19 protein-coding genes and 1 pseudogene are annotated in these 19,618 nt (G+C 65.3%); 11 read left to right on the forward strand and 9 right to left on the reverse strand.

The genetic code is table 11. The features are described 5' to 3' along the window. Window positions 1–15: 15 nt before the first annotated feature. Together IVA74_RS12450 and IVA74_RS12455 are read right to left on the reverse strand one after the other, a co-directional pair. Window positions 16–834 (reverse strand): 3'(2'),5'-bisphosphate nucleotidase CysQ, encoded by an 819-nt coding sequence (locus IVA74_RS12450; protein ID WP_247343595.1) that lies wholly within the window; start codon window positions 832–834, stop codon window positions 16–18. After that, window positions 821–2,224 (reverse strand): TldD/PmbA family protein, encoded by a 1,404-nt coding sequence (locus IVA74_RS12455; protein WP_247343598.1) that lies wholly within the window; start codon window positions 2,222–2,224, stop codon window positions 821–823. Before IVA74_RS12455 ends, IVA74_RS12450 begins: the two co-directional genes overlap by 14 nt. A gap of 264 nt (window positions 2,225–2,488) precedes the next feature. On the opposite strand from IVA74_RS12455, the gene IVA74_RS12460 reads away from it, so the two are divergent. Further along, entirely contained in the window at window positions 2,489–3,007 is a 519-nt protein-coding gene (locus IVA74_RS12460; protein ID WP_247343600.1) for a DUF6101 family protein, read from the forward strand. Here IVA74_RS12460 and ubiA read toward each other — a convergent pair. Together ubiA and IVA74_RS12470 are read right to left on the reverse strand one after the other, a co-directional pair. Next, window positions 3,004–3,936: a 4-hydroxybenzoate octaprenyltransferase gene (ubiA, locus tag IVA74_RS12465; RefSeq protein WP_247343603.1), complete on the reverse strand. Its 933-nt coding sequence runs from the start codon at window positions 3,934–3,936 to the stop codon at window positions 3,004–3,006. The two genes, IVA74_RS12460 and ubiA, sit on opposite strands and share 4 nt — an antisense overlap. After that, window positions 3,933–4,598: a hypothetical protein gene (locus IVA74_RS12470; protein ID WP_247343606.1), complete on the reverse strand. Its 666-nt coding sequence runs from the start codon at window positions 4,596–4,598 to the stop codon at window positions 3,933–3,935. Before IVA74_RS12470 ends, ubiA begins: the two co-directional genes overlap by 4 nt. 210 nt (window positions 4,599–4,808) lie before the next feature. Between IVA74_RS12470 and IVA74_RS12475 the strand changes: the two genes are divergently transcribed. The 6 genes from IVA74_RS12475 to IVA74_RS12500 all read left to right on the forward strand — a co-directional run bounded on the left by IVA74_RS12475 (window position 4,809) and on the right by IVA74_RS12500 (window position 10,791). Continuing rightward, window positions 4,809–5,579, forward strand: a complete 771-nt coding sequence (locus IVA74_RS12475) for a 16S rRNA (uracil(1498)-N(3))-methyltransferase (protein WP_247343610.1) — start codon at window positions 4,809–4,811, stop codon at window positions 5,577–5,579. A 132-nt stretch (window positions 5,580–5,711) separates the two neighbouring features. Then, a complete protein-coding gene (locus IVA74_RS12480) occupies window positions 5,712–6,863 on the forward strand; it encodes an ATP phosphoribosyltransferase regulatory subunit (RefSeq protein WP_247343613.1) in 1,152 nt (383 codons plus the stop codon). Between the two features lie 3 nt (window positions 6,864–6,866). Beyond that, window positions 6,867–7,844, forward strand: a complete 978-nt coding sequence (gene hisG / locus IVA74_RS12485; protein ID WP_247343616.1) for an ATP phosphoribosyltransferase — start codon at window positions 6,867–6,869, stop codon at window positions 7,842–7,844. A gap of 87 nt (window positions 7,845–7,931) precedes the next feature. Next, the gene (locus tag IVA74_RS12490; protein WP_247343619.1) at window positions 7,932–8,978 is read left to right on the forward strand and encodes a glycosyltransferase family 2 protein; all 1,047 of its coding nucleotides are present in this window, start codon (window positions 7,932–7,934) and stop codon (window positions 8,976–8,978) included. Beyond that, the gene (locus IVA74_RS12495; RefSeq protein ID WP_247343621.1) at window positions 8,975–9,820 is read left to right on the forward strand and encodes a ChbG/HpnK family deacetylase; all 846 of its coding nucleotides are present in this window, start codon (window positions 8,975–8,977) and stop codon (window positions 9,818–9,820) included. Before IVA74_RS12490 ends, IVA74_RS12495 begins: the two co-directional genes overlap by 4 nt. A 128-nt stretch (window positions 9,821–9,948) precedes the next feature. Continuing rightward, entirely contained in the window at window positions 9,949–10,791 is an 843-nt protein-coding gene (locus IVA74_RS12500; protein ID WP_247343624.1) for a DUF2076 domain-containing protein, read from the forward strand. A 100-nt stretch (window positions 10,792–10,891) separates the two neighbouring features. Here IVA74_RS12500 and IVA74_RS12505 read toward each other — a convergent pair whose 3' ends face one another. The 3 genes and pseudogenes from IVA74_RS12505 to IVA74_RS12515 form a co-directional block, all read right to left on the reverse strand. Next, on the reverse strand, window positions 10,892–11,362 hold the full coding sequence (locus tag IVA74_RS12505) for a group II intron maturase-specific domain-containing protein (RefSeq protein ID WP_247343680.1): 471 nt from the start codon (window positions 11,360–11,362) through the stop codon (window positions 10,892–10,894). A gap of 4 nt (window positions 11,363–11,366) precedes the next feature. Further along, window positions 11,367–12,269: pseudogene (gene ltrA, locus IVA74_RS12510) on the reverse strand (group II intron reverse transcriptase/maturase); the annotation flags it as partial. Between the two features lie 471 nt (window positions 12,270–12,740). Next, entirely contained in the window at window positions 12,741–13,541 is an 801-nt protein-coding gene (locus IVA74_RS12515) for a L,D-transpeptidase (protein ID WP_247343628.1), read from the reverse strand. Between the two features lie 313 nt (window positions 13,542–13,854). Here IVA74_RS12515 and IVA74_RS12520 point away from each other — a divergent pair, with 313 nt between their 5' ends. Next, window positions 13,855–14,637 (forward strand): protein phosphatase CheZ, encoded by a 783-nt coding sequence (locus tag IVA74_RS12520; protein ID WP_247343631.1) that lies wholly within the window; start codon window positions 13,855–13,857, stop codon window positions 14,635–14,637. A 160-nt stretch (window positions 14,638–14,797) separates the two neighbouring features. On the opposite strand, the gene IVA74_RS12525 is transcribed toward IVA74_RS12520, so the two are convergent. Continuing rightward, complete coding sequence (locus IVA74_RS12525) at window positions 14,798–15,319, reverse strand: hypothetical protein (RefSeq protein WP_247343634.1); 522 nt, start codon at window positions 15,317–15,319, stop codon at window positions 14,798–14,800. Window positions 15,320–15,650: 331 nt separating this feature from the next. On the opposite strand from IVA74_RS12525, the gene IVA74_RS12530 reads away from it, so the two are divergent. The 3 genes from IVA74_RS12530 (at window position 15,651) to IVA74_RS12540 (ending at window position 19,137) form a co-directional block, all read left to right on the forward strand. After that, on the forward strand, window positions 15,651–15,947 hold the full coding sequence (locus IVA74_RS12530) for a co-chaperone GroES (RefSeq protein ID WP_247343636.1): 297 nt from the start codon (window positions 15,651–15,653) through the stop codon (window positions 15,945–15,947). A gap of 150 nt (window positions 15,948–16,097) precedes the next feature. After that, a complete protein-coding gene (groL, locus tag IVA74_RS12535; protein ID WP_247343639.1) occupies window positions 16,098–17,723 on the forward strand; it encodes a chaperonin GroEL in 1,626 nt (541 codons plus the stop codon). A gap of 202 nt (window positions 17,724–17,925) precedes the next feature. After that, window positions 17,926–19,137: a hypothetical protein gene (locus tag IVA74_RS12540; protein ID WP_247343642.1), complete on the forward strand. Its 1,212-nt coding sequence runs from the start codon at window positions 17,926–17,928 to the stop codon at window positions 19,135–19,137. 58 nt (window positions 19,138–19,195) lie between these two features. On the opposite strand, the gene IVA74_RS12545 is transcribed toward IVA74_RS12540, so the two are convergent. Next, complete coding sequence (locus IVA74_RS12545; protein WP_247343647.1) at window positions 19,196–19,594, reverse strand: META domain-containing protein; 399 nt, start codon at window positions 19,592–19,594, stop codon at window positions 19,196–19,198. Window positions 19,595–19,618: the final 24 nt, after the last annotated feature.

The raw sequence follows: 19,618 nt of genomic DNA on the forward strand, positions 1-19,618 counted from the left end.
GCACGAGAAAGCGCTTCACGGCAAGGGGCGGTTTCGAAAATGCGCGACAATGTTCGCATGACGATCGCGACCCGCTGCCACCAGCACCCCGTGCGTGACTTCCCGGCGGTTATAGAGGATGGGATCTCCGAAGAGGTCGCTCATCCTACCATCCGCTTCCTGCACGATCAAATCGGCCGCCGCAAGGTCCCAATCATGACTGTTGCCGCCCGCAAAAGCCGCATCCAGCGCGCCATGGGCGACCCGGCAGAGCCGCAGCGCGAGCGAACCGATTCGCGGATGCAGCTTGATCTCGCCCAGTGACGGCTTCAGGCGCTCGACCAAGGGCTTCGGGCCCGCGACACGCGAGAAGTCGAGATCGGATCCGGACGTCGCCCGCACGGCCTTGCCGTTGAGCGTCGTGCCCTGCCCGCGCGCCGCGAAGAAGAACTCGTCGCTGGTCGGCGCGAACACCGCACCCAGCACCGGCAAGGCATCCTCGACCAGCGCGACGCTGACGCACCATTCGTCATGGCCGTTGAGGTAGTTGCGGGTGCCGTCGATGGGATCGACGATCCAGGTCAGCCGCCGCGACAGCCGCACCTCGTCGTCGGCGCTCTCCTCCGACAGCCAGCCATAGTCGGGCGTCGCTGCGCGCAGGCGCGCTTCCAGGAGATCGTTGACGGCAATGTCGGCCTCCGAGACCGGCGAGGACGCGCCCTTGGTCCACTTCTTCAGCTCGGTGCGGAACATCGACCGCGCGAGTGCGCCCGCCTCTCGCACCGTGTCTCTCAGCAGCGCGGCGTCGCGCGTCAGGACGGTTTCGCTTGTTGAGTTCGCGTCAGCGTCCGCCAAGCGTCAAACTTTCGATGCGCACCGTCGGCGCATTGACGCCGTAGCGGAACTCGAGATTGTTCGCCGGCTGCATCGACTTGAAGATCTCGAACAGATGGCCGGCGATCGTCACCTCGCTAACGGCATAGGTGAGCTCGCCGTTCTCGATCCAGAAGCCGGAGGCGCCGCGGCTGTAATCGCCGGTGACGCCGTTGACGCCCGAGCCGATCAAATCGGTGACGTAGAAGCCCTGCTTGATATCGGCGATCAGCTCGGCCGGCGTCGGCGTGCCGGGTTCGAGATGCAGATTGTACGGCCCGGGTGACGGCGAGGAGGACACGCCGCGATGGGCGTGGCCGGTGGTGGTGAGGCCGAGCTCGCGCGCGGTGGCGCAGTCGAGCAGCCAAGTCGTCAGCACGCCTTCGTCGATCAGCGCGATCTTCTTCACCGCAACGCCTTCGGCGTCAAACGTCTGCGAGCGCAGGCCGCGTTTGCGCAGGGGGTCGTCGATGATGCGGATGTTCCTGGCGAACAGCTGCTGGCCGAGCTTGTCCTTCAGAAAGCTGGTCTTGCGCGCGATCGAAGCGCCATTGATGGCACCGACGACGTGACCGACCAGCGAGCCCGAGACGCGCAGATCGAACACCACAGGCACCTTGCAGGTCTCGACCTTGCGCGGATTGGCGCGGGCCACGGTGCGCTCGCCCGCGGAACGGCCGATGATCTCCGGTGACAAGAGGTCCGCACCATGCGGCGCCGAGGTGAAATCGTAGTCGCGCTCCATGCCGGTGCCTTCGCCGACGATGGCGGTGGCGGAGATGCCCTGGCTGGAACGCAGATAAGAGCCGTGGAAGCCGGTGCTGGTGACGAGCACCATGCCGCCCATGCCGGCGGAGGCCGAGGCGCCGCCGGATTTGGCCACGCCCTTCACGCTGAGCGCCGCGGCTTCGGCTTCGAGCGCGCGGCGCTCCAGCTCCGAGGTTGCGGGTACGTCGGGGTCGAGCAGATCGAGATCGGGGAAGTCGCGCGCGAGCAGCGCGGGATCGGCAAGACCGACATATTTATCGTCTGGCGCAACGCGCGCCATCGCAACGGCGCGTTCGGCAAGCGTGGTCACGGCATCGCCGCTGGCGTCGTTGGTCGAGACCACCGCCTGGCGCCGGCCGACCAGCACGCGCAGGCCGACATCGTCGCCCTCGGACCGCTCGGATTCCTCGACGCGGCCGTCGCGCACCTCGACGCCTTGCGAGACGCCACGTACCGCGACCGCATCGGCCGCATCTGCGCCGGCGCGTTTGGCAGCCTCCACCAGCCGCTGCGCGAGATCGGAGAGCGCAGACTGGTCAAACAGGTCGCGGCCGGATGTGGACGAATCCTTGGGCGAAAGCGTCGAGCTTGGTGAAGGGTTCACAAACGAAATCCTGTTGGGGTGGGGTTCGGGACCGGAACCCACAGATGTGCCCTGATAGCGCGGACTTCAAGCATTTTCAGCCCGCCGAAAGTTCAGATTCGCACAGTTGGCGCAACGTCTCGTCAATCATGCGCGCCAAGGTCTTGTCAATCATGCTCGGCGGTGAGGTTGGATTAACCAGCCTTTTTAAGCGGTTTCGGAAACGCCCGCGCTAAGGTCCTCACATCGACCGGGAACATAATCCTGGCGGGGAGAACTAAAGCCGTGAGGCGTCAAACAGCAACAAGCGGGACCGCTCCCGCCGGGTCGAGCCGCTCCCTGCGGCTCGACCCCCTTTCCCTTCCGGTCCGCTTCGATGCGCATGATCCGCGCGCCGACGGATATGTCCGGCAGATCGAGCTTCATCGCGAACGCGTCGTGCTGCGCCGTGCCGTCCGCGGCATGCGGATGGCAATCAACGTCCGCGTCAGCGACTTCACCGGCGTCGCGCTACGCGGCAATGACGAGGCGCAGTCCCTCGTCCTCGTGCACCGCGATCCCTCGCTCTCCGTTCCGCTGCTGGTCAGCGCCGATGGCGACGAGCTCAGCGAAGCATGGGCGATCTGGAGCGAGCTGTTCGCGCTTCCGCAGCTCGACGAAGGCGCACGCAAGCCGTCACCGCGCCGTCGCCGCGCCAACGCGATCCGCGACCGCCGTCCGAAATTCTTGATGCGCCGGCGCACCGGTGTCGCACGGGAGTTGTCGGTGCATCGCGATGAGCGCGAGATTATCGCGCGGACTTAAGCCGCCCGCATCACCGCGTCGGCCAGCAAACCCGCAAACAGCAGAAGTCCCGCGTCGCGGTTCGAATAGAACAGGCGCTTGCAGAGTTCGCCGTCGCTGATATCCAGCCGCGCGATCTGCCACGACAGATGCATGGCGAAGGCCATCAGTCCGAGCCACGCCGGCCAGCGCGCATCGCCTGACGCCAGTGCCACGCCGATCAGCATCACCGCAAGGCCGTAGAACAAGATCAGCGCCTGGTGCGTATGGGCGCCGAACAGACGCGCGGTGGACTTGATGCCGATCAGCGCATCGTCCTCGGCGTCCTGGTGCGCGTAGATCGTGTCGTAGCCGATCACCCAGGAAATCGCGCCGGCATAGAGCACGAGCGCGGTGACGTCGATGCGTCCGAAGGTGACGGCAAATCCCATCAGGGCGCCCCAGGAGAAGGCGAGCCCGAGCACGGTCTGCGGCCACCAGGTGATGCGCTTCATGAACGGGTAGATCGCGACGATCAGCAGCGAGGCAACGCCGGTCAGGATCGCGAAGCGGTTGAACTGCAGCAACACCACGAGCCCGATCAGCGCCTGCGCGACCATGAAGGCCAGCGCCTGTTTCGCGCTCACCTGGCCCGACGGCAGCGGCCGCGAGCGGGTGCGCTCGACCTTGTCGTCGAGATCGCGGTCGGTAATGTCGTTCCAGGTACAGCCGGCGCCCCGCATCACGAAGGCGCCGACGAAGAACAGGACGATGGTGAGCGGCAGGCGGCCGACGTCATGCGCCATGCCGGCGGCGAGCGCCGCCGACCACCAGCACGGCATCAACAGAAGCCAGGAGCCGATCGGACGATCGAAGCGGGACAAGCGCAGATAAGGCCGCGCCCATTGCGGCGCGCGCGTATCGACCCAGTTGCCGGTGGAATCGGCAACGCGGGCGGATGTATCGTTCATCGGGTGAGGACGTTGCCGTTGAGTGTGTCGAAGGTGCTGCCGCCCTTCTTGCCGGAATTGGCCTCGGGCGCCGAGGCCGACGAGCCCAGCACTTCGCTCAATGACGGGCCGGCCGGACCGCGCGGCTGGTTCTGCATCTGCTGCGCGACGTTGCAGACCTTCGCCTGCATGGCCTCAGTGTTCTTGTGGCCATCCTTCATCTGCCCGCCGACCTGCGGCGGGATCCCGCATTTGGCGGCGTTGGCCTCGATGTATTTGACCATCTTGGATTCGGCCTGGCTGAAGTTGCGGATCAGCTTGCAGGCCTCGTCCGGCGGCGCGTGACGGTCGCTTGCGACCTTGATCAGCTTGCCGCGCTTTTCGGCTTCCTCACGCAGAGGCATGAACGCCTTCATGCAATCCTCGGCGGGACCACCTTGTGTCGGCGGAGCCGCGCTGAAAGCGCCGGTGCCGCCACCGACGGGCGCAGCGCCGTTCACGGGGAAGGACGATTGCGGCGCGCCGCCGACGGAGGCGACGGGCGCGGAGCCATTCACGGGCGGGAACGCGGAACTGGTTGGGGCCTGACCGGGCAACGGCGCCGGGAAACCCTGCGCATAGGCACAAGCGGCACCCATCGTGACCATGGCGGCAGTGATTGGAACCATCAAATGACGGATCATCAAGGCAGTCTCTCCGGCAGGAGCTTGCGGGATTCGGCGTCTTCCCAATTGAAGCGCAACCAGCGCGCTCGCGATTTTACGATTCCCGCCGGCCCTTAACAACCCGCCGAATAGGGCAAGAGCGCGGCGCGCCGACGCACCAATTTGGCAATATTTACCCCGAAAGTACTGCTTTCGGTTAAGAACCGCCACAAATTGGACCTTTGAACGATGCCCTCCCACGATTTCCGCGGCCCCCGCCTATTCGTCGACGCCCCCCTTGCCCAGGACGGCAGGGTCGAGCTCGACCGAGATCAGGCCAATTATCTCGGCAATGTGCTGCGGCTTGCCGCCGGGGCCGAGGTCTTGGCGTTCAACGGCCGCGACGGCGAGTGGCAGGCCGCCATTGAAGGCCGCAAGCGACCGGACGGCCTCGTCATCCTCCAGCAGACCCGGCCCCAGGACCGGCTGCCCGACCTCACTTACGTCTTCGCCCCGCTCAAGCATGCCCGGCTCGACTACATGGTGCAGAAGGCCATCGAGATGGGCGCCGCCACGCTTCAGCCGGTCCTGACCCGGTTCACCCAGGCCTCCCGGGTCAATACCGAACGGATGCGCGCCAATGTCGTCGAGGCAGCCGAGCAATGCGGCATCCTCAGCATCGCCACTGTCGCCGAGCCGGCGCCGCTGGAGCGCTTCCTCAGCCAGCGCGCCGCCGGCAGGCTGCTGATCTTCTGCGACGAGGCGGCGGAGCTCGAAAACCCCATTCAGAGCCTGCAAGGCGCACGCGAGGCGGGACACGACCAAGGAAGAGTTGGCATCGACGTGCTGATCGGCCCCGAGGGCGGCTTTGCCGAAGAAGAGCGGGCGCTGCTGCTGCGGCAGCCGAAAATCCTGCGGCTGGCGCTGGGACCCCGGATCATGCGGGCCGACACGGCCGCGGTGGCGGCGCTGGCGCTGGTGCAGGCGGTGCTGGGCGATTGGGGCGGTGGGACTGCCTGATCCCGGCATTGGCCGACCGTTAAGCGATTGATCCTTTGGAGGTCGAAACCGCTTTCGGGCCATGCTAAGGCCTGCCGCAATTCGCTTCCCTTGCTTGCCCTGCCCGGTTCCACCGGAACGATGGACCCCGAGATGACCGCGACTGCCACCTCAAATGTTGCCGGCTCCGCCGCCTGGGCGGACACGCTGCTGTTGTCATTCGCACAGGCCGGCTATGTCAGGGCCGAGCCCGCGATCCTGCAGCCGGCCGAACCGTTCCTGGACCTCTCCGGCGAAGACATCCGCAAAAGCCTGTACCTGACCACGGACCTGTCCGGTGAGGAGCTCTGCCTGCGCCCGGACCTGACCATTCCGGTGGCGCGCGATTACCTCGCCTCCAGCCGCGCCGGCCAGCCGGCCGGGTTCAGCTATCTCGGTCCGGTGTTCCGCTACCGCAGCGGCCAGGCCAGTGAATTCCTGCAGGCGGGCATCGAATCGTTCGGCCGCCAGGACCGTGCCGCCGCCGATGCCGAGATGCTGGCGTTGGCGCTGGAGGCAACCGCGGCCTTCGGCGTCCGCGACGTCGAGATCCGCACCGGCGACGTGGCGCTGTTCAACGCGCTGCTCGACGCGCTCGATCTCTATCCGGTCTGGCGCCGCCGCCTGGTCAAGGATTTCAACCGCAAGATCAGCCTGGAGCAGGATCTGGAGCGGCTGGCGGCCGCAACCCCTGCGACCCGCAGCGAATATGAGGGCGTGCTGGCAGCCCTGGCCGGCTCCGACCGCAAGGCCGCGCTGGCCTTCGTCACCGATCTGATGTCGATCGCCGGCACCACCAATGTCGGCGGCCGCACCACGGCCGAGATCGCCGACCGCTTCCTGGAGCAGTCGACGCTGAAGGGCGGCGCGCTGCCGCGCGAGGCCATCGCCGTGCTCAAGCGCTTCCTCGGAATCACCGGTAATCCCGACGACGCTGTCGCCGAACTGCGCGCGCTCACCACTGACGCGAAGCTGGACCTCGCTGCCGCTATCGACCAGTTCGAAAGCCGGGTCGGCTTCATGGCGGCGCGCGGTATCGACGTGAAGCAGACCCGCTTCTCGACTGCGTTCGGACGCGGTCTCGACTATTACACCGGCTTCGAATTCGAGCTGCATCACCGCGGCAACGGCGCCGAGCCGCTGGTTGCCGGCGGCCGCTACGACGGGCTCATGACCCAACTCGGTTCAATCGAGCCGATCCCTGCGGTCGGCTTCTCGGTCTGGGTGGACGCGCTGACCAGGATCGGCCGCAAGGTGGGAGCTTAAGTCATGAGCGCGCCATTCGTTCTGGCCGTTCCCTCCAAGGGCCGCCTTCAGGAAAACACCGAAGCCTTCTTCGCCCGTGCAGGGCTCAAGCTGTCGAAGGCCGGCGGCGCACGCGATTATCGCGGCACGATTGCGGGCCTCGACCATGTCGAGGTCGCCTACCTCTCGGCGAGTGAGATCGCCTCACAATTGTCCCGCGGCGTGGCGCATCTCGGCGTTACCGGGGAAGATCTGGTGCGCGAGAACATTGCGGACGCCGACGAGCGCGTCGCACTGATCGAGGGGCTCGGCTTCGGTTATGCCGACGTCGTCGTGGCGGTGCCGCAGGCGTGGATCGATGTCCGCACCATGGCCGACCTCGACGACGTCACCACCGGCTTTCGTGAGCAGCATCACATGCGGATGCGGGTCGCGACCAAGTTCATCAATCTCACCCGCACCTACTTCCAGAGCCAGGGCATCACGGATTACCGCATCGTCGAAAGCACCGGCGCGACCGAGGGCGCGCCCGCGGCCGGCAGCGCCGAGCTGATCGTCGACATCACCACGACCGGCGCGACACTGGCCGCGAACGGGCTCAGGGTGCTCGACGACGGCATCATCCTGCGCAGCCAGGCCAATCTGGTGGCGTCGAAAGATGCCGACTGGTCACCGCAGGCGCGGGAGACCGCGCGCGTCATCCTGGATCACATCGCGGCGCGGGCGCGGGCCAACAAATACCGCGAGGTCCGCACCCGCTTCCGGCAGTGCGACGCCGCCATGCTCACCGAGGCCCACGAGCGCTTCGGCGTCGAAGCCCCTTTCGGCGGGCCGACCTCGTCAGGCATGCTCACGCTGCACTGCCCGCCGGGCCAACTCTATGCACTCGCGAGCTTCCTGCGCGCGCATGGCGCCGAGACCGTCTCGGTGGTTTCGCTGGATTACGTGTTCGACCGGGAGAACCCGCTGTTCGCCAAGCTCGAGGCATTCCTGCGGCAGTGAGCCTCAGGTCCGTTCAGCGTAGCGACAGCAAACGGCAGCTACCATATGCTGTTGAGATGACCTTGAACGCCTCTGGAACCTTGATCGATGACGCTGGGCTCTGACGTTTCCGGCATGACGACCACCGCGGCGAGCGCCGCCGCGAAGGGACTGTCGATTGTCGTCCCCCTCTACAACGAGGCGGCCGGCCTCGCCGCCTTGCACCAGCGCATCTGCGAACTCGCCAAGACCCTGCGGCAACGCTATCGGCTCGGCTGCGAAATCGTCTATGTCGACGACGGCAGCGCGGATGCGACGCTGGCGATCGCCCACTCGCTGCCTGCCGACGCGGTCGACGTCCAGGTGGTCTCGCTGTCGCGCAATTTCGGCAAGGAGGCGGCGCTGATGGCCGGCCTCGACCATGCCCGCCTCGGCGCGGTGCTGTTCATGGATGGCGACGGCCAGCATCCGCCGGCGCTGGTCGAGCAGCTGGTGCGGCACTGGATCGAGGACGGCTATGACGTTGTCTATACCGCCAAGGCGCATCGCGACAACGAGCCCTTCCTGCGGCGGCTCGCCGGGCGCGGCTTCTACGCGCTGATCAATTGGGGTGCCCGCCAAAAGATCCCGGAGGACGCCGGGGACTTCCGCTTGCTGTCGCCGCGGGCGGTCGCGGCTCTCAGGCAGCTGCCGGAACGCAACCGCTTCTTCAAGGGTCTCGCGAGCTGGATCGGCTTCCGCCAGATCCGCGTCGATTACGAGCCCGCGCCGCGCACCCATGGCGTGACGACCTTCAGCGCCGCGCACCTGCTGGGTCTTTCGATCGAAGGGGTGACCTCGTTCTCGGTGGCGCCGCTGCGCTTTGCCAGCCTGCTCGGCGTGATCCTCGCCGGCGGCGCCTTCCTGTTCGGCATCTCGATCCTTTGGGAGGTCTTGACCACCGGCAAGCAGGTGCCCGGCTATCCCTCGCTCGTGATCGGCCTGATGACAATCGGCGGCGTGCAGCTCATCATGATCGGCATCGTCGGCGAATATATCGGCAAGATCCTGTCCGAGCTGAAGGCGCGCCCGATCTACTTCGTTGCCGAGCACAGCGAAAAGCATTTCGAGACCGACAAGGCCGACGACGCCTCGAAGAGGACGGCGGCCGAATGAGCGCGGCCGCGAGTCCGCGGCGGATCTGGCTCTGCGCCGACGATTACGGCATCAGCCCGGGCGTCAATCGCGCCATCCGCGACCTGATCGAGCGCGGCCGTCTCAACGCCACGTCGGTGATGATGGTGGGACCTGCGATCGAACGCAGCGAGATCGAGGCGCTCCAGGCCGCGGCGAAGGCGAGCCCACGCTGCGCGATCGGATTGCACGTGACATTGTCCGCGCCGTTCCGGCCGCTCACCATGCATTTCCGCCCGCTCGACGGCGACATGTTTCTGCCGTTTCCAAAGCTGCTGCGCGCGGGCCTTGCGCGAAGGCTCGACCGTGAATTCTTTCGCAACGAGGTCAAGGCGCAGCTGGCAGCCTTCGCGAAAGCGTTCGGGCGCGCGCCTGACTTCGTCGACGGCCATCAGCATGTGCAGCTCTATCCGCAGGTGCGCGACGGCTTTGTCGACGCGGTCGCCGAAGCCGCGCCAAAAGCCTGGGTGCGCCAGGGCGGCCGGGACCTGCCGCTTATGCAGCGGCTGGCTTCACCAAAAGCCATGGTGCTCGATATCCTCAGCGCGCAATTCCGCCGCCGCGCCGGCAGTGCGGGCCTCAGCTTCAATCCCGGCTTCGCCGGCGCCTATGATTTCACGCAGGCGGCCGATTTCGGTGCATTGATGCGGCAATTTCTCGAAGGCCTGCCCGATGGCGGCCTCATCATGTGTCATCCCGGCTTCGTCGACGAAGTCCTTACCGGCCTCGACCCGATGACGGATGTCCGCGAGCGCGAACACGGTTATCTCGCCAGTGAAGCCTTTGCGCGCCTGCTAACGGACAGCGGCGTCACGCTGGGATGAAATCGGCGAAAAGGCCGACCCCGCGAGGCAGCTTGTCGCATACCGAAATTTAATCCGGCCGGCACTGTTGGGGCCACAATGGAACCCTACATCTGCCTCGTGCTTGTTTTGCGCGAGGGAGACTGACCATGACGCCGCAGGAACGCCAGCTCGTCGACGAGCTTTTTGACCGGCTTTCGAAACTGGAAAACGCACCGCGCGACCCCGACGCGATCGCCGCAATCTCCGACGGCCTGCGCAAGGCCCCCGGCGCCATCTATGCGCTGGTGCAGACCGTGCTGTTGCAGGACGAAGCCCTGAAGCGGGCCCATGCCCGCATCCAGGAACTGGAGGCGGGGCAGGCGCCCGAGCAGGCGCAGTCCGGCGGCTTCCTGGATACCATGCGCGACACGCTGTTCGGCGGGGGCCCGTCGCGCGGCTCGGTTCCGAACGTGCCGCAGCGCGACTCGCGCCCTGTCTGGAACAGCGGCCAGGCGACGCAGCCGGGTCAACCGGGATATGGCCAGCCGCCTTATGGGCAGGCTTCTGGCCAAGGTCCAGGTCAACAAGGTCCGGGTCAAGGTCAGGGCTATGGTGCCCCACCAGTCGGCGGTGGCGGCGGCTCGTTTCTCGGCACGGCGGCGGCAGCCGCAGCCGGCGTCGTCGGCGGCTCGCTGCTGCTCTCCAGCATTCGCGGCATGATGGGCGGATCGCACCAGCAGGCCTTCGGCGACACCAATGTCACGGGCGACCGCAGCCCCTGGAGCGGTAGCGACCAGTCCGGCGGCTCGCTCGCGCGCGACGCCGGTCTCAACGACATCGGCTCGGGCAATCGCGAGGATTCGCGTCAAAACTTCGCAGATCAGGCGTCGAATAACGATCACAACGACAACGATCAGAATAACGATCAGAATTACGACGACGACAATGTGGACGTTGCCGACGACAGCGACTTTGGCGACGGAGACGACGGCGGCAGCGATTACGCCTGACACTGTTCTGCCCGGCCTCAATCGGGATAGGGGGACGCCTCGCGGCGTCGCCCCTCCCACACCACCGTACGTACGGGTCCGTATACGGCGGTTCGGTGGATTATGCGGGTCTCGGAGCCGCGATGGAAGCCAGGCCGAGTGACCTGAAGAAGACAGTTTGCAAGGCAATGTTAAGCGCAGGGCTCGCCGCCAACCGCCAAGGGCCATGTGGGCTGCCGGCAGTTTGAGCCGCCAGATCCCGGCCGACACCACGGCGTCGCAGTTCGGCAAAGCGAGTGCGACCACGCTTCCACTGCTTCCAGGCGATGGCGCGCAACCGCCGCCTGATCCACTGATCGAGTGCGCTCAACACCGACGGGGTTTGGCAGAAGCCGAAGTATCCGCGCCAGCCGACAAGGTAAGTGGACAGCTCCTTGGCGATCTGTTCGAGGCTTCGTCCGCACGTGCGTCGCGTCAGCTCCCGGACTCTCGCTTTGAAGCGGGGTAATCGCCTGCGGTGCGATACGCCGCCGCGGCTCCTTCCCGCCTGTGAAGCTGAAGCCCAGGAACTTGCGGACGCTCGGCTTGGCAACCGCGCTCTTGGCCTTGTTGACCTTCAGCTTGAGGCGCTTTTCGAGGAACTTCTCGATGCCGGCCATCACCCGCTCGCCGGCCTTTCGACTGCGCACATAGATGTTGCAGTCATCGGCGTAGCGCACGAAGCGGTGGCCGCGCTTCTCCAGCTCCTTGTCCAGCACATCCAGCATCAGGTTCGACAACAGCGGCGAGAGCGGGCCGCCTTGCGGCGTACCTTCCTCCGTCGCGCTGACCAGTCCCCCTTCCAGCACGCCCGCGGTCAGAAAGCCGCGGATCAGCTTCAGGAGGCGCTTGTCAGCAACCCGCTTGGCAACCAGCCCCATCAGGATGTCGTGGTTGACCCGGTCGAAGAACTTCTCCAGGTCGATGTCCACGACAAAGCCGTGCCCGGACGCGATGTACGCCTGCGCCTGTTCCACAGCCTGATGCGCCGAGTGCTTCGGCCGGAAGCCGAAGCTCGTTCCGGAGAACGTTCCGTCCCAATCCGCCTGCAGCACCTGCAGTACCGCCTGTTGGATGAAGCGATCGAGCACCGTGGGGATGCCGAGCGGCCGAGTGCCGCCCGATGCCTTCGGTATCTCGACGCGTCGTACCGGTTGCGGCTTGTAGGTGCCCTCCAGCAACTGGGCTCGGATCGTGGGCCAGTGCTCCTTCAGGTAGGTCGGCAGCTCATCAACGGACATGCCGTCGATGCCTGCCGCACCTTTATTGCGCTTCACTCGCGCCAACGCTTCCTTCAGATTCTCACGCTCGACCACTGCTTCCATCAACGGCCCTGCGACCGCCGGGCGTTCGAGACTGGCTTTCGCCGCACGTGCTTCGGCCTCTTGGGCGGCGGCCTTCGGGGCTTCACCCCTCGCTCCGGTGCCCAAGTTCAGTTCGATCTGTTTCTTCTGCCGCATGGCTCGCACGAGATTACCGCTCTACTGGCCTCTTCCACCGTTCAGGCCTTCGGCAGCGCGCCGCCGCCTACTATGCCCTCGGCTGACTTCTGCACTGCGGTCAGGCCGCCTTGCGACGGCCTCAGTCCCGTTGCCGGGACACAGCACAGACCTCCCGAGGTAAGACCGACCGCCTTCACCGCACCCCCGCCGGATTTACCACCCCGGTCCTTGATGACTGCGGACTTCGCGATCAGTTGCTCGCTCGTCCGGCCGGGTAGGCCTCGTTATCCGGTGCTTGTCCATCGGGCCGCGGCTTTGCTCCACGCTGTCTTCAGACCCCACCTCACGATGACGCCCTTGCGCTTCGCTAATCCTTCGCCGCCATCAGGCTGGATAGAGGACTTCCACCTCCAAGCTGTCGTTCATACTCGGCACACAACAGAAACGGCCGCCCACGAGGCGGCCGTTTTAGTTTCGAGCGCGATGCGCCTACATCACCACGACCCGGGTGCCGACATTGACGCGGCCGTAGAGGTCGATGACGTCCTCGTTGCGCATGCGGATGCAGCCGGAAGAGACGTTGGTGCCGATGGTCCAGGGCTCGTTGGAGCCGTGGATACGGTAGAGCGTGGAGCCGAGATACATCGCGCGGGCGCCGAGTGGATTTTCCGGGCCGCCTTCCATGTGCCTGGGCAGGTCGGGGCGACGAGCGATCATTTCCGCCGGCGGCGTCCAGGCCGGCCATTCGCGCTTGGCCGTGATCGACTTCACACCGGACCAGGTGAAGCCGGGACGTCCGACGCCAATGCCGTAGCGCATGGCCTTGCCGTTGCCCTCGACGAGATAGAGGAACTTGTTCGGCGTATCGACCACCAGGGTGCCGACACTTTCGTTGCCGCTATAGTCAACAAGTTGCTTCTCGAATCTCGGATCGAACTGACGCTGCCGCGGGTCGACTGCCTCCGGCTGCACGCCTGCGCCTTGCATCTGCGGCTCGCCCATCGGCGGCAGGCGGCGCTGGTCGTAATAGCCCGGCTGCTGCTGATACATCGGCTGCTGCGGAGCATAGGCCGGACCGCGGCCGGGCCCGTCACCGAACATGAACTCGATGAAGCCGCCGCCCATGTTCGCGTTGGAGGCGACGCGCACCGGCGCCGGCGGCACCTGCGGCTGGTAAAATACCGCCGGCGGATCGTTCGGCACGCTATTATCGAAGGCGCTGGCGCTGTTGGCGCCGGCCATGAAGGTGCAAGCGCTGCCGAGCAGCGCGACAGACATTTTTTTGAACATCGACGTACTCTGTACTGTTTCGTCTAGTTACATTCGCCGTCGAACGCATCTGGCTGATCCGCGCCCTCGACGTGGTCAATAAAGAGCAAAAGCCGTTTCGTTTGGTAAACGGAGCCGGCGTTTCGATTCACCACGTCGCGAGCGGCGGGGCAATTTGGCGATCAGCGTTTATTTTCGGTGAACGGCGCGCACGGATGGTTAATTGCAGGTTTTCACGCCGTCGCACGCGACCGCACGACAGTTCCGGCTGTGAACTTCGTGTTAAATCGCTTCTGCCTAAAACGACGCGTGAGTGAGGTGGGGGGAGTTCTTGATGGCTATTCACCGCAAACGTTTTCGTGTCGAAGAGGCTGTTGTCGGCGAGATGCCAAGCCCCGAAATGATTGAGGAGGCTCCGCCGATGCATAGCGAGATCATGTCCGAGTTGCGTGCGATCCGTGCACAGATGGCGAAGGGCACTCCGCCCTTGTCCGGCAGCGCGGCCATGGCGGCGATCGACGCCTCCACCGCTCACGAGCTCTCCGAAGCTCGTACCATGCTCGATACTTACCGGGCGCAGATCGAGCAGTGCGAGAAGCTGAAGGTCGAGCTCGACCTCATCCACGACGCCATCGACCGTACCAAACGCGAGATCGCGACGCTGCACGGCAAGAGCTTCGACGGCGGCGAAATGGCCAAGGTCAATGGCGAGCTCGGCGCGGTCGTCGGCGGCACCGAACAGGCGACCCAGCAGATCCTCGAAGCCGCCGAGTCGATCGACCAAGCGGCCAGCGCGATGTCCAAGGTGCAATCGGCCGATCAGCAGAAGCGGCTCGCCGACGATATCCAGGAACGCGTCATCTCGATCTTCGAAGCCTGTAACTTCCAGGACCTGACCGGCCAGCGCATCAGCAAGGTCATGAGCACGATGAAGTTCATCGAGCAGCACATCAACTCCATGATGGAGATCTGGGGCGGCGTCGACGCGATCAAGTCCCACGTGCCCGCGCCGGCCGCCGACACCCGCAGCGAGGACGAAAAACTCCTCAACGGCCCGAAGCTCGCCGGCGATGTCGGCCACGCCTCGCAGGACGACATCGACGCGCTGTTCGACTGAGCAGACGCGACACTCTGAAAAACAAAACGCCGGCGCAAGCCGGCGTTTTTTTCGTCATTGCGAGCGAAGCGAAGCAATCCAGACTGTGTCCGCGGAAGGAGCCTGGATTGCTTCGTCGCTTCGCTCCTCGCAATGACGAGTGGCTAGGCCGGCGCCCCGATCACGCCCTTGGCGCGCAGCGGACGTAGACCATGTTGCCGTAGCGGGTGGCGGCATCCTTGTCGATGAAGCGGGTGATGAGGACGCGGCCGTCGAAGGAGACGATCTCGCGGTCCTGCTCGCCCGGTGTCGGACCCGCCGGCCCGATATAGTTCTTGCCGCTGGGCGAGCCCTTCAGCCGCAGCTCCTGCGGCGTCGCCTGGTCGGCGAGATGCATGATGACGCCGCCGGAGGAGCCGGCGGTGATCACGTAAGGATTTTTGCACTGGGCCCGGGCGGCAGCCTCGGTGCGGGCGCGGTCGGCCGGGTTCTGGAACGAGGCGAGACCCCAGCGGCCGACGATCTCGTCGGCGCGGATCGACGCCGACATTTCCGGGCCGGCCCCGGGCTCGGCCTCAGGCGGCGGTGAGGACGACGAGAACGACGGCAGGCTCATGCCGCCGCCGCAGGCGCCAAGCAGCAGCGCCAGGCAAGAGGCGGCCGCCAGATTGGCAACCGTGCGTGCGTGAGCTGAACTGATCATGACATTCCCCCGAGCAAACTGCCCCCCAAACAAGACGTCGACCGCATCCCGCCTGCAGCCAAGCGCAAAACCGCTGTCGGAGCAATGACGTCCTTTATACGCCAGCGCGACCAATAGGTTTCTGTAGACACAATCCTATATCCGCCTCACCAATCGCTTAACCACCTTTGCTTGACAGGATCGCGGCCAAGCCATATTTCCGGGCGCACTATTAGCACTCGGAAAGCCCGATTGCTAAGCGCACCGTCCGATCCTCGGCAAGAGGGTGGACGGGAAGCGCCGCCCCATCCACTTCCGCTACATCCGAAGCGAGCCTCCAAAGGGAAACGTCATGGCTAAATCCAAATTTCGTCCACTGCATGACCGTGTCGTGGTCAAACGTATCGACGCCGAGGAAAAGACCAAGGGCGGCATCATCATTCCGGACAGCGCCAAGGAAAAGCCGTCCCAGGGCGAAATCGTCGCCGTCGGCCCCGGCGGCCGCGACGAGGCCGGCAAGCTGACCCCGATCGACCTCAAGGTCGGCGACCTCGTGCTGTTCGGCAAGTGGTCGGGCACCGAGGTCAAGATCGACAACGAAGATCTCCTGATCATGAAGGAATCGGACATCATGGGCGTCATGGCCTAAGGCCATCAGCCTGAACAGCCGCTGAATGTCATGCCCGGGTCCCTGAGATCCGGGCATCCATCATTCCGCCGGGTTCGATTCCGGACTCCGGACTCCGGACTTGCGACGCCGAGCGGCAGACACATCACGAAACAAGAGGGATTACAGACCATGGCTGCCAAAGACGTCAAGTTTTCCGGAGACGCGCGCGATCGCATGCTGCGCGGCGTCGACATTCTCGCCAACGCCGTCAAGGTGACGCTCGGCCCGAAGGGCCGCAACGTCCTCATCGAGAAGTCGTTCGGCGCGCCCCGCATCACCAAGGACGGCGTCACCGTCGCCAAGGAGATCGAGCTCGAGGACAAGTTCGAGAACATGGGCGCCCAGATGGTCCGTGAGGTTGCCTCCAAGACCAACGATCTCGCCGGTGACGGCACCACCACCGCGACCGTGCTGGCCCAGGCCATCGTGCGCGAAGGCGCCAAGTCGGTTGCTGCCGGCATGAACCCGATGGATCTCAAGCGCGGCATCGACATCGCGGTTGCCGCTGTCGTCAAGGACATCCAGAAGCGCGCCAAGCCGGTCGCAGCCTCCTCCGAGGTCGCCCAGGTCGGCACCATCTCGTCCAATGGCGACACCGCCATCGGCAAGATGATCGCCCAGGCGATGCAGAAGGTCGGCAACGAGGGTGTCATCACCGTCGAGGAAAACAAGTCGATCGAGACCGAAGTCGAGATCGTCGAGGGCATGAAGTTCGACCGCGGCTATCTGTCGCCCTACTTCGTCACCAACCCCGAGAAAATGACCGCCGAGCTCGAGGACGCCTACATCCTCCTGCACGAGAAGAAGCTGTCCGGCCTGCAGGCCATGCTGCCGGTGCTGGAAGCTGTGATGCAGTCGGGCAAGCCGCTCGTCATCATCGCCGAGGACGTCGAGGGCGAGGCGCTGGCCACCCTGGTCGTCAACCGCCTCCGTGGCGGCCTGAAGGTCGCCGCCGTCAAGGCGCCGGGCTTCGGTGATCGCCGCAAGGCCATGCTGGAGGACCTCGCGATCCTCACCGGCGGTCAGCTCATCTCCGAAGACCTCGGCATCAAGCTCGAGAACGTCACGGTGAAGATGCTGGGTCGGGCAGGCAAGGTGGTGATCGACAAGGAGAACACCACCATCGTCAAGGGCGGCGGCAAGAAGCCCGAGATCGAGGCCCGCGTCGGCCAGATCAAGGCCCAGATCGAGGAGACCACCTCGGACTACGACCGTGAGAAGCTCCAGGAGCGCCTCGCCAAGCTCGCCGGCGGCGTCGCGGTGATCCGCGTCGGCGGCGCCACCGAGATCGAGGTCAAGGAGAAGAAGGACCGCGTCGAGGACGCGCTCAACGCCACCCGCGCCGCGGTGCAGGAAGGCATCGTCCCCGGCGGCGGCGTCGCGCTGCTCCGTGCCAAGAAAGCCGTCGGCCGTCTCACCAACGCCAATGCGGACGTGCAGGCCGGCATCAACATCGTGTTGAAGGCGCTGGAAGCTCCGCTTCGCCAGATCGCCGAGAACGCGGGCGTGGAAGGCTCGATCGTCGTCGGCAAGATCCTGGAGAACAAGTCCGAGACCTTCGGCTTCGACGCCCAGAACGAGGACTATGTCGACATGGTCGACAAGGGCATCATCGATCCCGCCAAGGTGGTCCGCACCGCGCTCCAGGACGCCGCCTCGATCGCCGGCCTGCTGGTGACCACCGAGGCCATGGTCGCCGAGTCACCGAAGAAGGAAGCGCCCGCCATGCCGGGCGGCGGCATGGGCGGCTTCTAAGGCCGATCCTCGCCTGACAGTGTTGCGAAGGCCGCCTCCGGGCGGCCTTCTTTTTTGCCGATCATGGCCTGTGCTTTCCAATTCAACCGGCGCCCAAAACCCACTACGGTAACGCCCGATTCGAATTGTTTGGGCATGATCTGATCGGAAAAACCGCTTCACACTTTTCCGGATCATGCCCCATTGCCCGGGGATTTCGTCGATGCGCGCGCTTCTGGTTTGCCCGACAGTTTTATTGGCGGCTCTGCTTGCAGTTTCGCCTGAGGTCGCATCCGCCCAGATGAAGCTGTCGCCGAAGGCCACGGCGCCCGGCGGCGCGGAGACGCGCTATTTCACCTCGATCGACGGGCTGATGGACGGCAATGCCGACGTGATCCTGAAGGAGACACGCCAGGGCAAGACCGTCACCGCAGCCGTGCTCGACGTCTGTTATCCGGTCGCGAAGAATTCCGACCGCAAGGACCGCTTCGTCGTCAATCTCCAGGTCGCCGGCCAGAACCTGACGGGTACGACGCAGAGCCTCGGCGCGAAAGCGCCCGTCACCGTCAAACTGCTGCGCAAACAGGCTGGAGACACGTTCGAATTCCGCGGCCAGATCAGCATTGGCCAGGCCGTGACCGAGGTCACCTCTCCCGACAATTCCGATCTCAGCGAGAAGGAATTCCTGGACAACCAGACCTCCGACGACGGCATCACGCCGCAGCCGAAGGATTTCACCGACGTCTCGCCGGAAGCGATTGCGGTCAAGGTCAAGCTGGATGCCGCGACGGAGTTCCTGAAGAGCCTGAAGGGCCAGGACGTCGAGGTGACGCTGGCGAGTCTCACCGTCGGCTGCGACGCGCTGCGCGCAGGTGAGCAGACCATCAACATGTCGGTCGATCCGGAGCGCGCAGGCGCCCTGTTGGAGAAATTCAAGGCGATGCCCGGCGTCATCACCGCGGGCTGGACCGCGGGCATGACCGAAATGGACCGCACCATCCGCATCCCCGCCGCCGACTGGCGCGACGGCGACAAGCTCAACCGCGACAAGCTCGCGGCCGCGGTGGCTGGCGTGCTGAGCAGGACGCTCGCGGCAAAGCCGGTCTCGCAAAGCTTCAACCCGGCCACCGGCAAGCTCAAGCTGGTGTTCAAGCGGCCGAACCAGGATTTTCCCGCGCTCGAGCTCACCGACACCATCGAGGTCGCGGGTCTCGTCTCGCCCGACAAGCCCGGCACGACCGACAAGCTCATGCTCTGGATCGGGAGTCCCGCGACCACGACCACCGATGAGAGCAGCGGCGCCAAGCTCAATCTCTCGGACGAAGCGACGGCCGACGAGGAAGGCGATCAGCCCGACGACAACGGTTCGGTCGAGGCGCTCACCAAGGAGCTGAAAGGCCAGCGCTGGGACGCCGACAAGTCGGTGTGGAAGTAGTGCGAGGCAGGGTGCCCCGGACGCAGCGCGAAAGCGCTGCAGGGCCGGGACACGAAAGCTAGTTCCCGTTGACGCGGAAACGCAGCGGCTTGGGGCCGACGAGCGTCAGCACGTCGCCCTGGCGCTTCCAGGTCTCGGCGCTGCCGAGCGCCGCGACGAGATCGTCATCGGCCTGGGCCCTGGCCGGCGGACAGGAGCGGTCCTGGATCTGGCCGGGGACGAAGATCACGGTGTTGCCGGCGACCGAGAACTGGCCCTTGCCGCCCTTGCACCAGAGCTCCAGCAAGACTTCGCCATTGTCGCCGATTTCAATGTTCGGAATCCGCTTCGAGCCCGGCTGCGGCAACGCCTCCAGCGTCATCTCGGTGCCGAACGGGAAACCGTCATCGGCACGCGCGACAGTGGCCATCGCGAGCGTTGCAACCGCCGCACACACAATCTGCTTGAGCGAAACCATGACACCTCTCGACCGACCTGATTT

Source organism: Bradyrhizobium sp. 132 (genome assembly GCF_023074185.1).
In the GTDB taxonomy this organism is placed as follows: Bacteria; Pseudomonadota; Alphaproteobacteria; order Rhizobiales; family Xanthobacteraceae; genus Bradyrhizobium.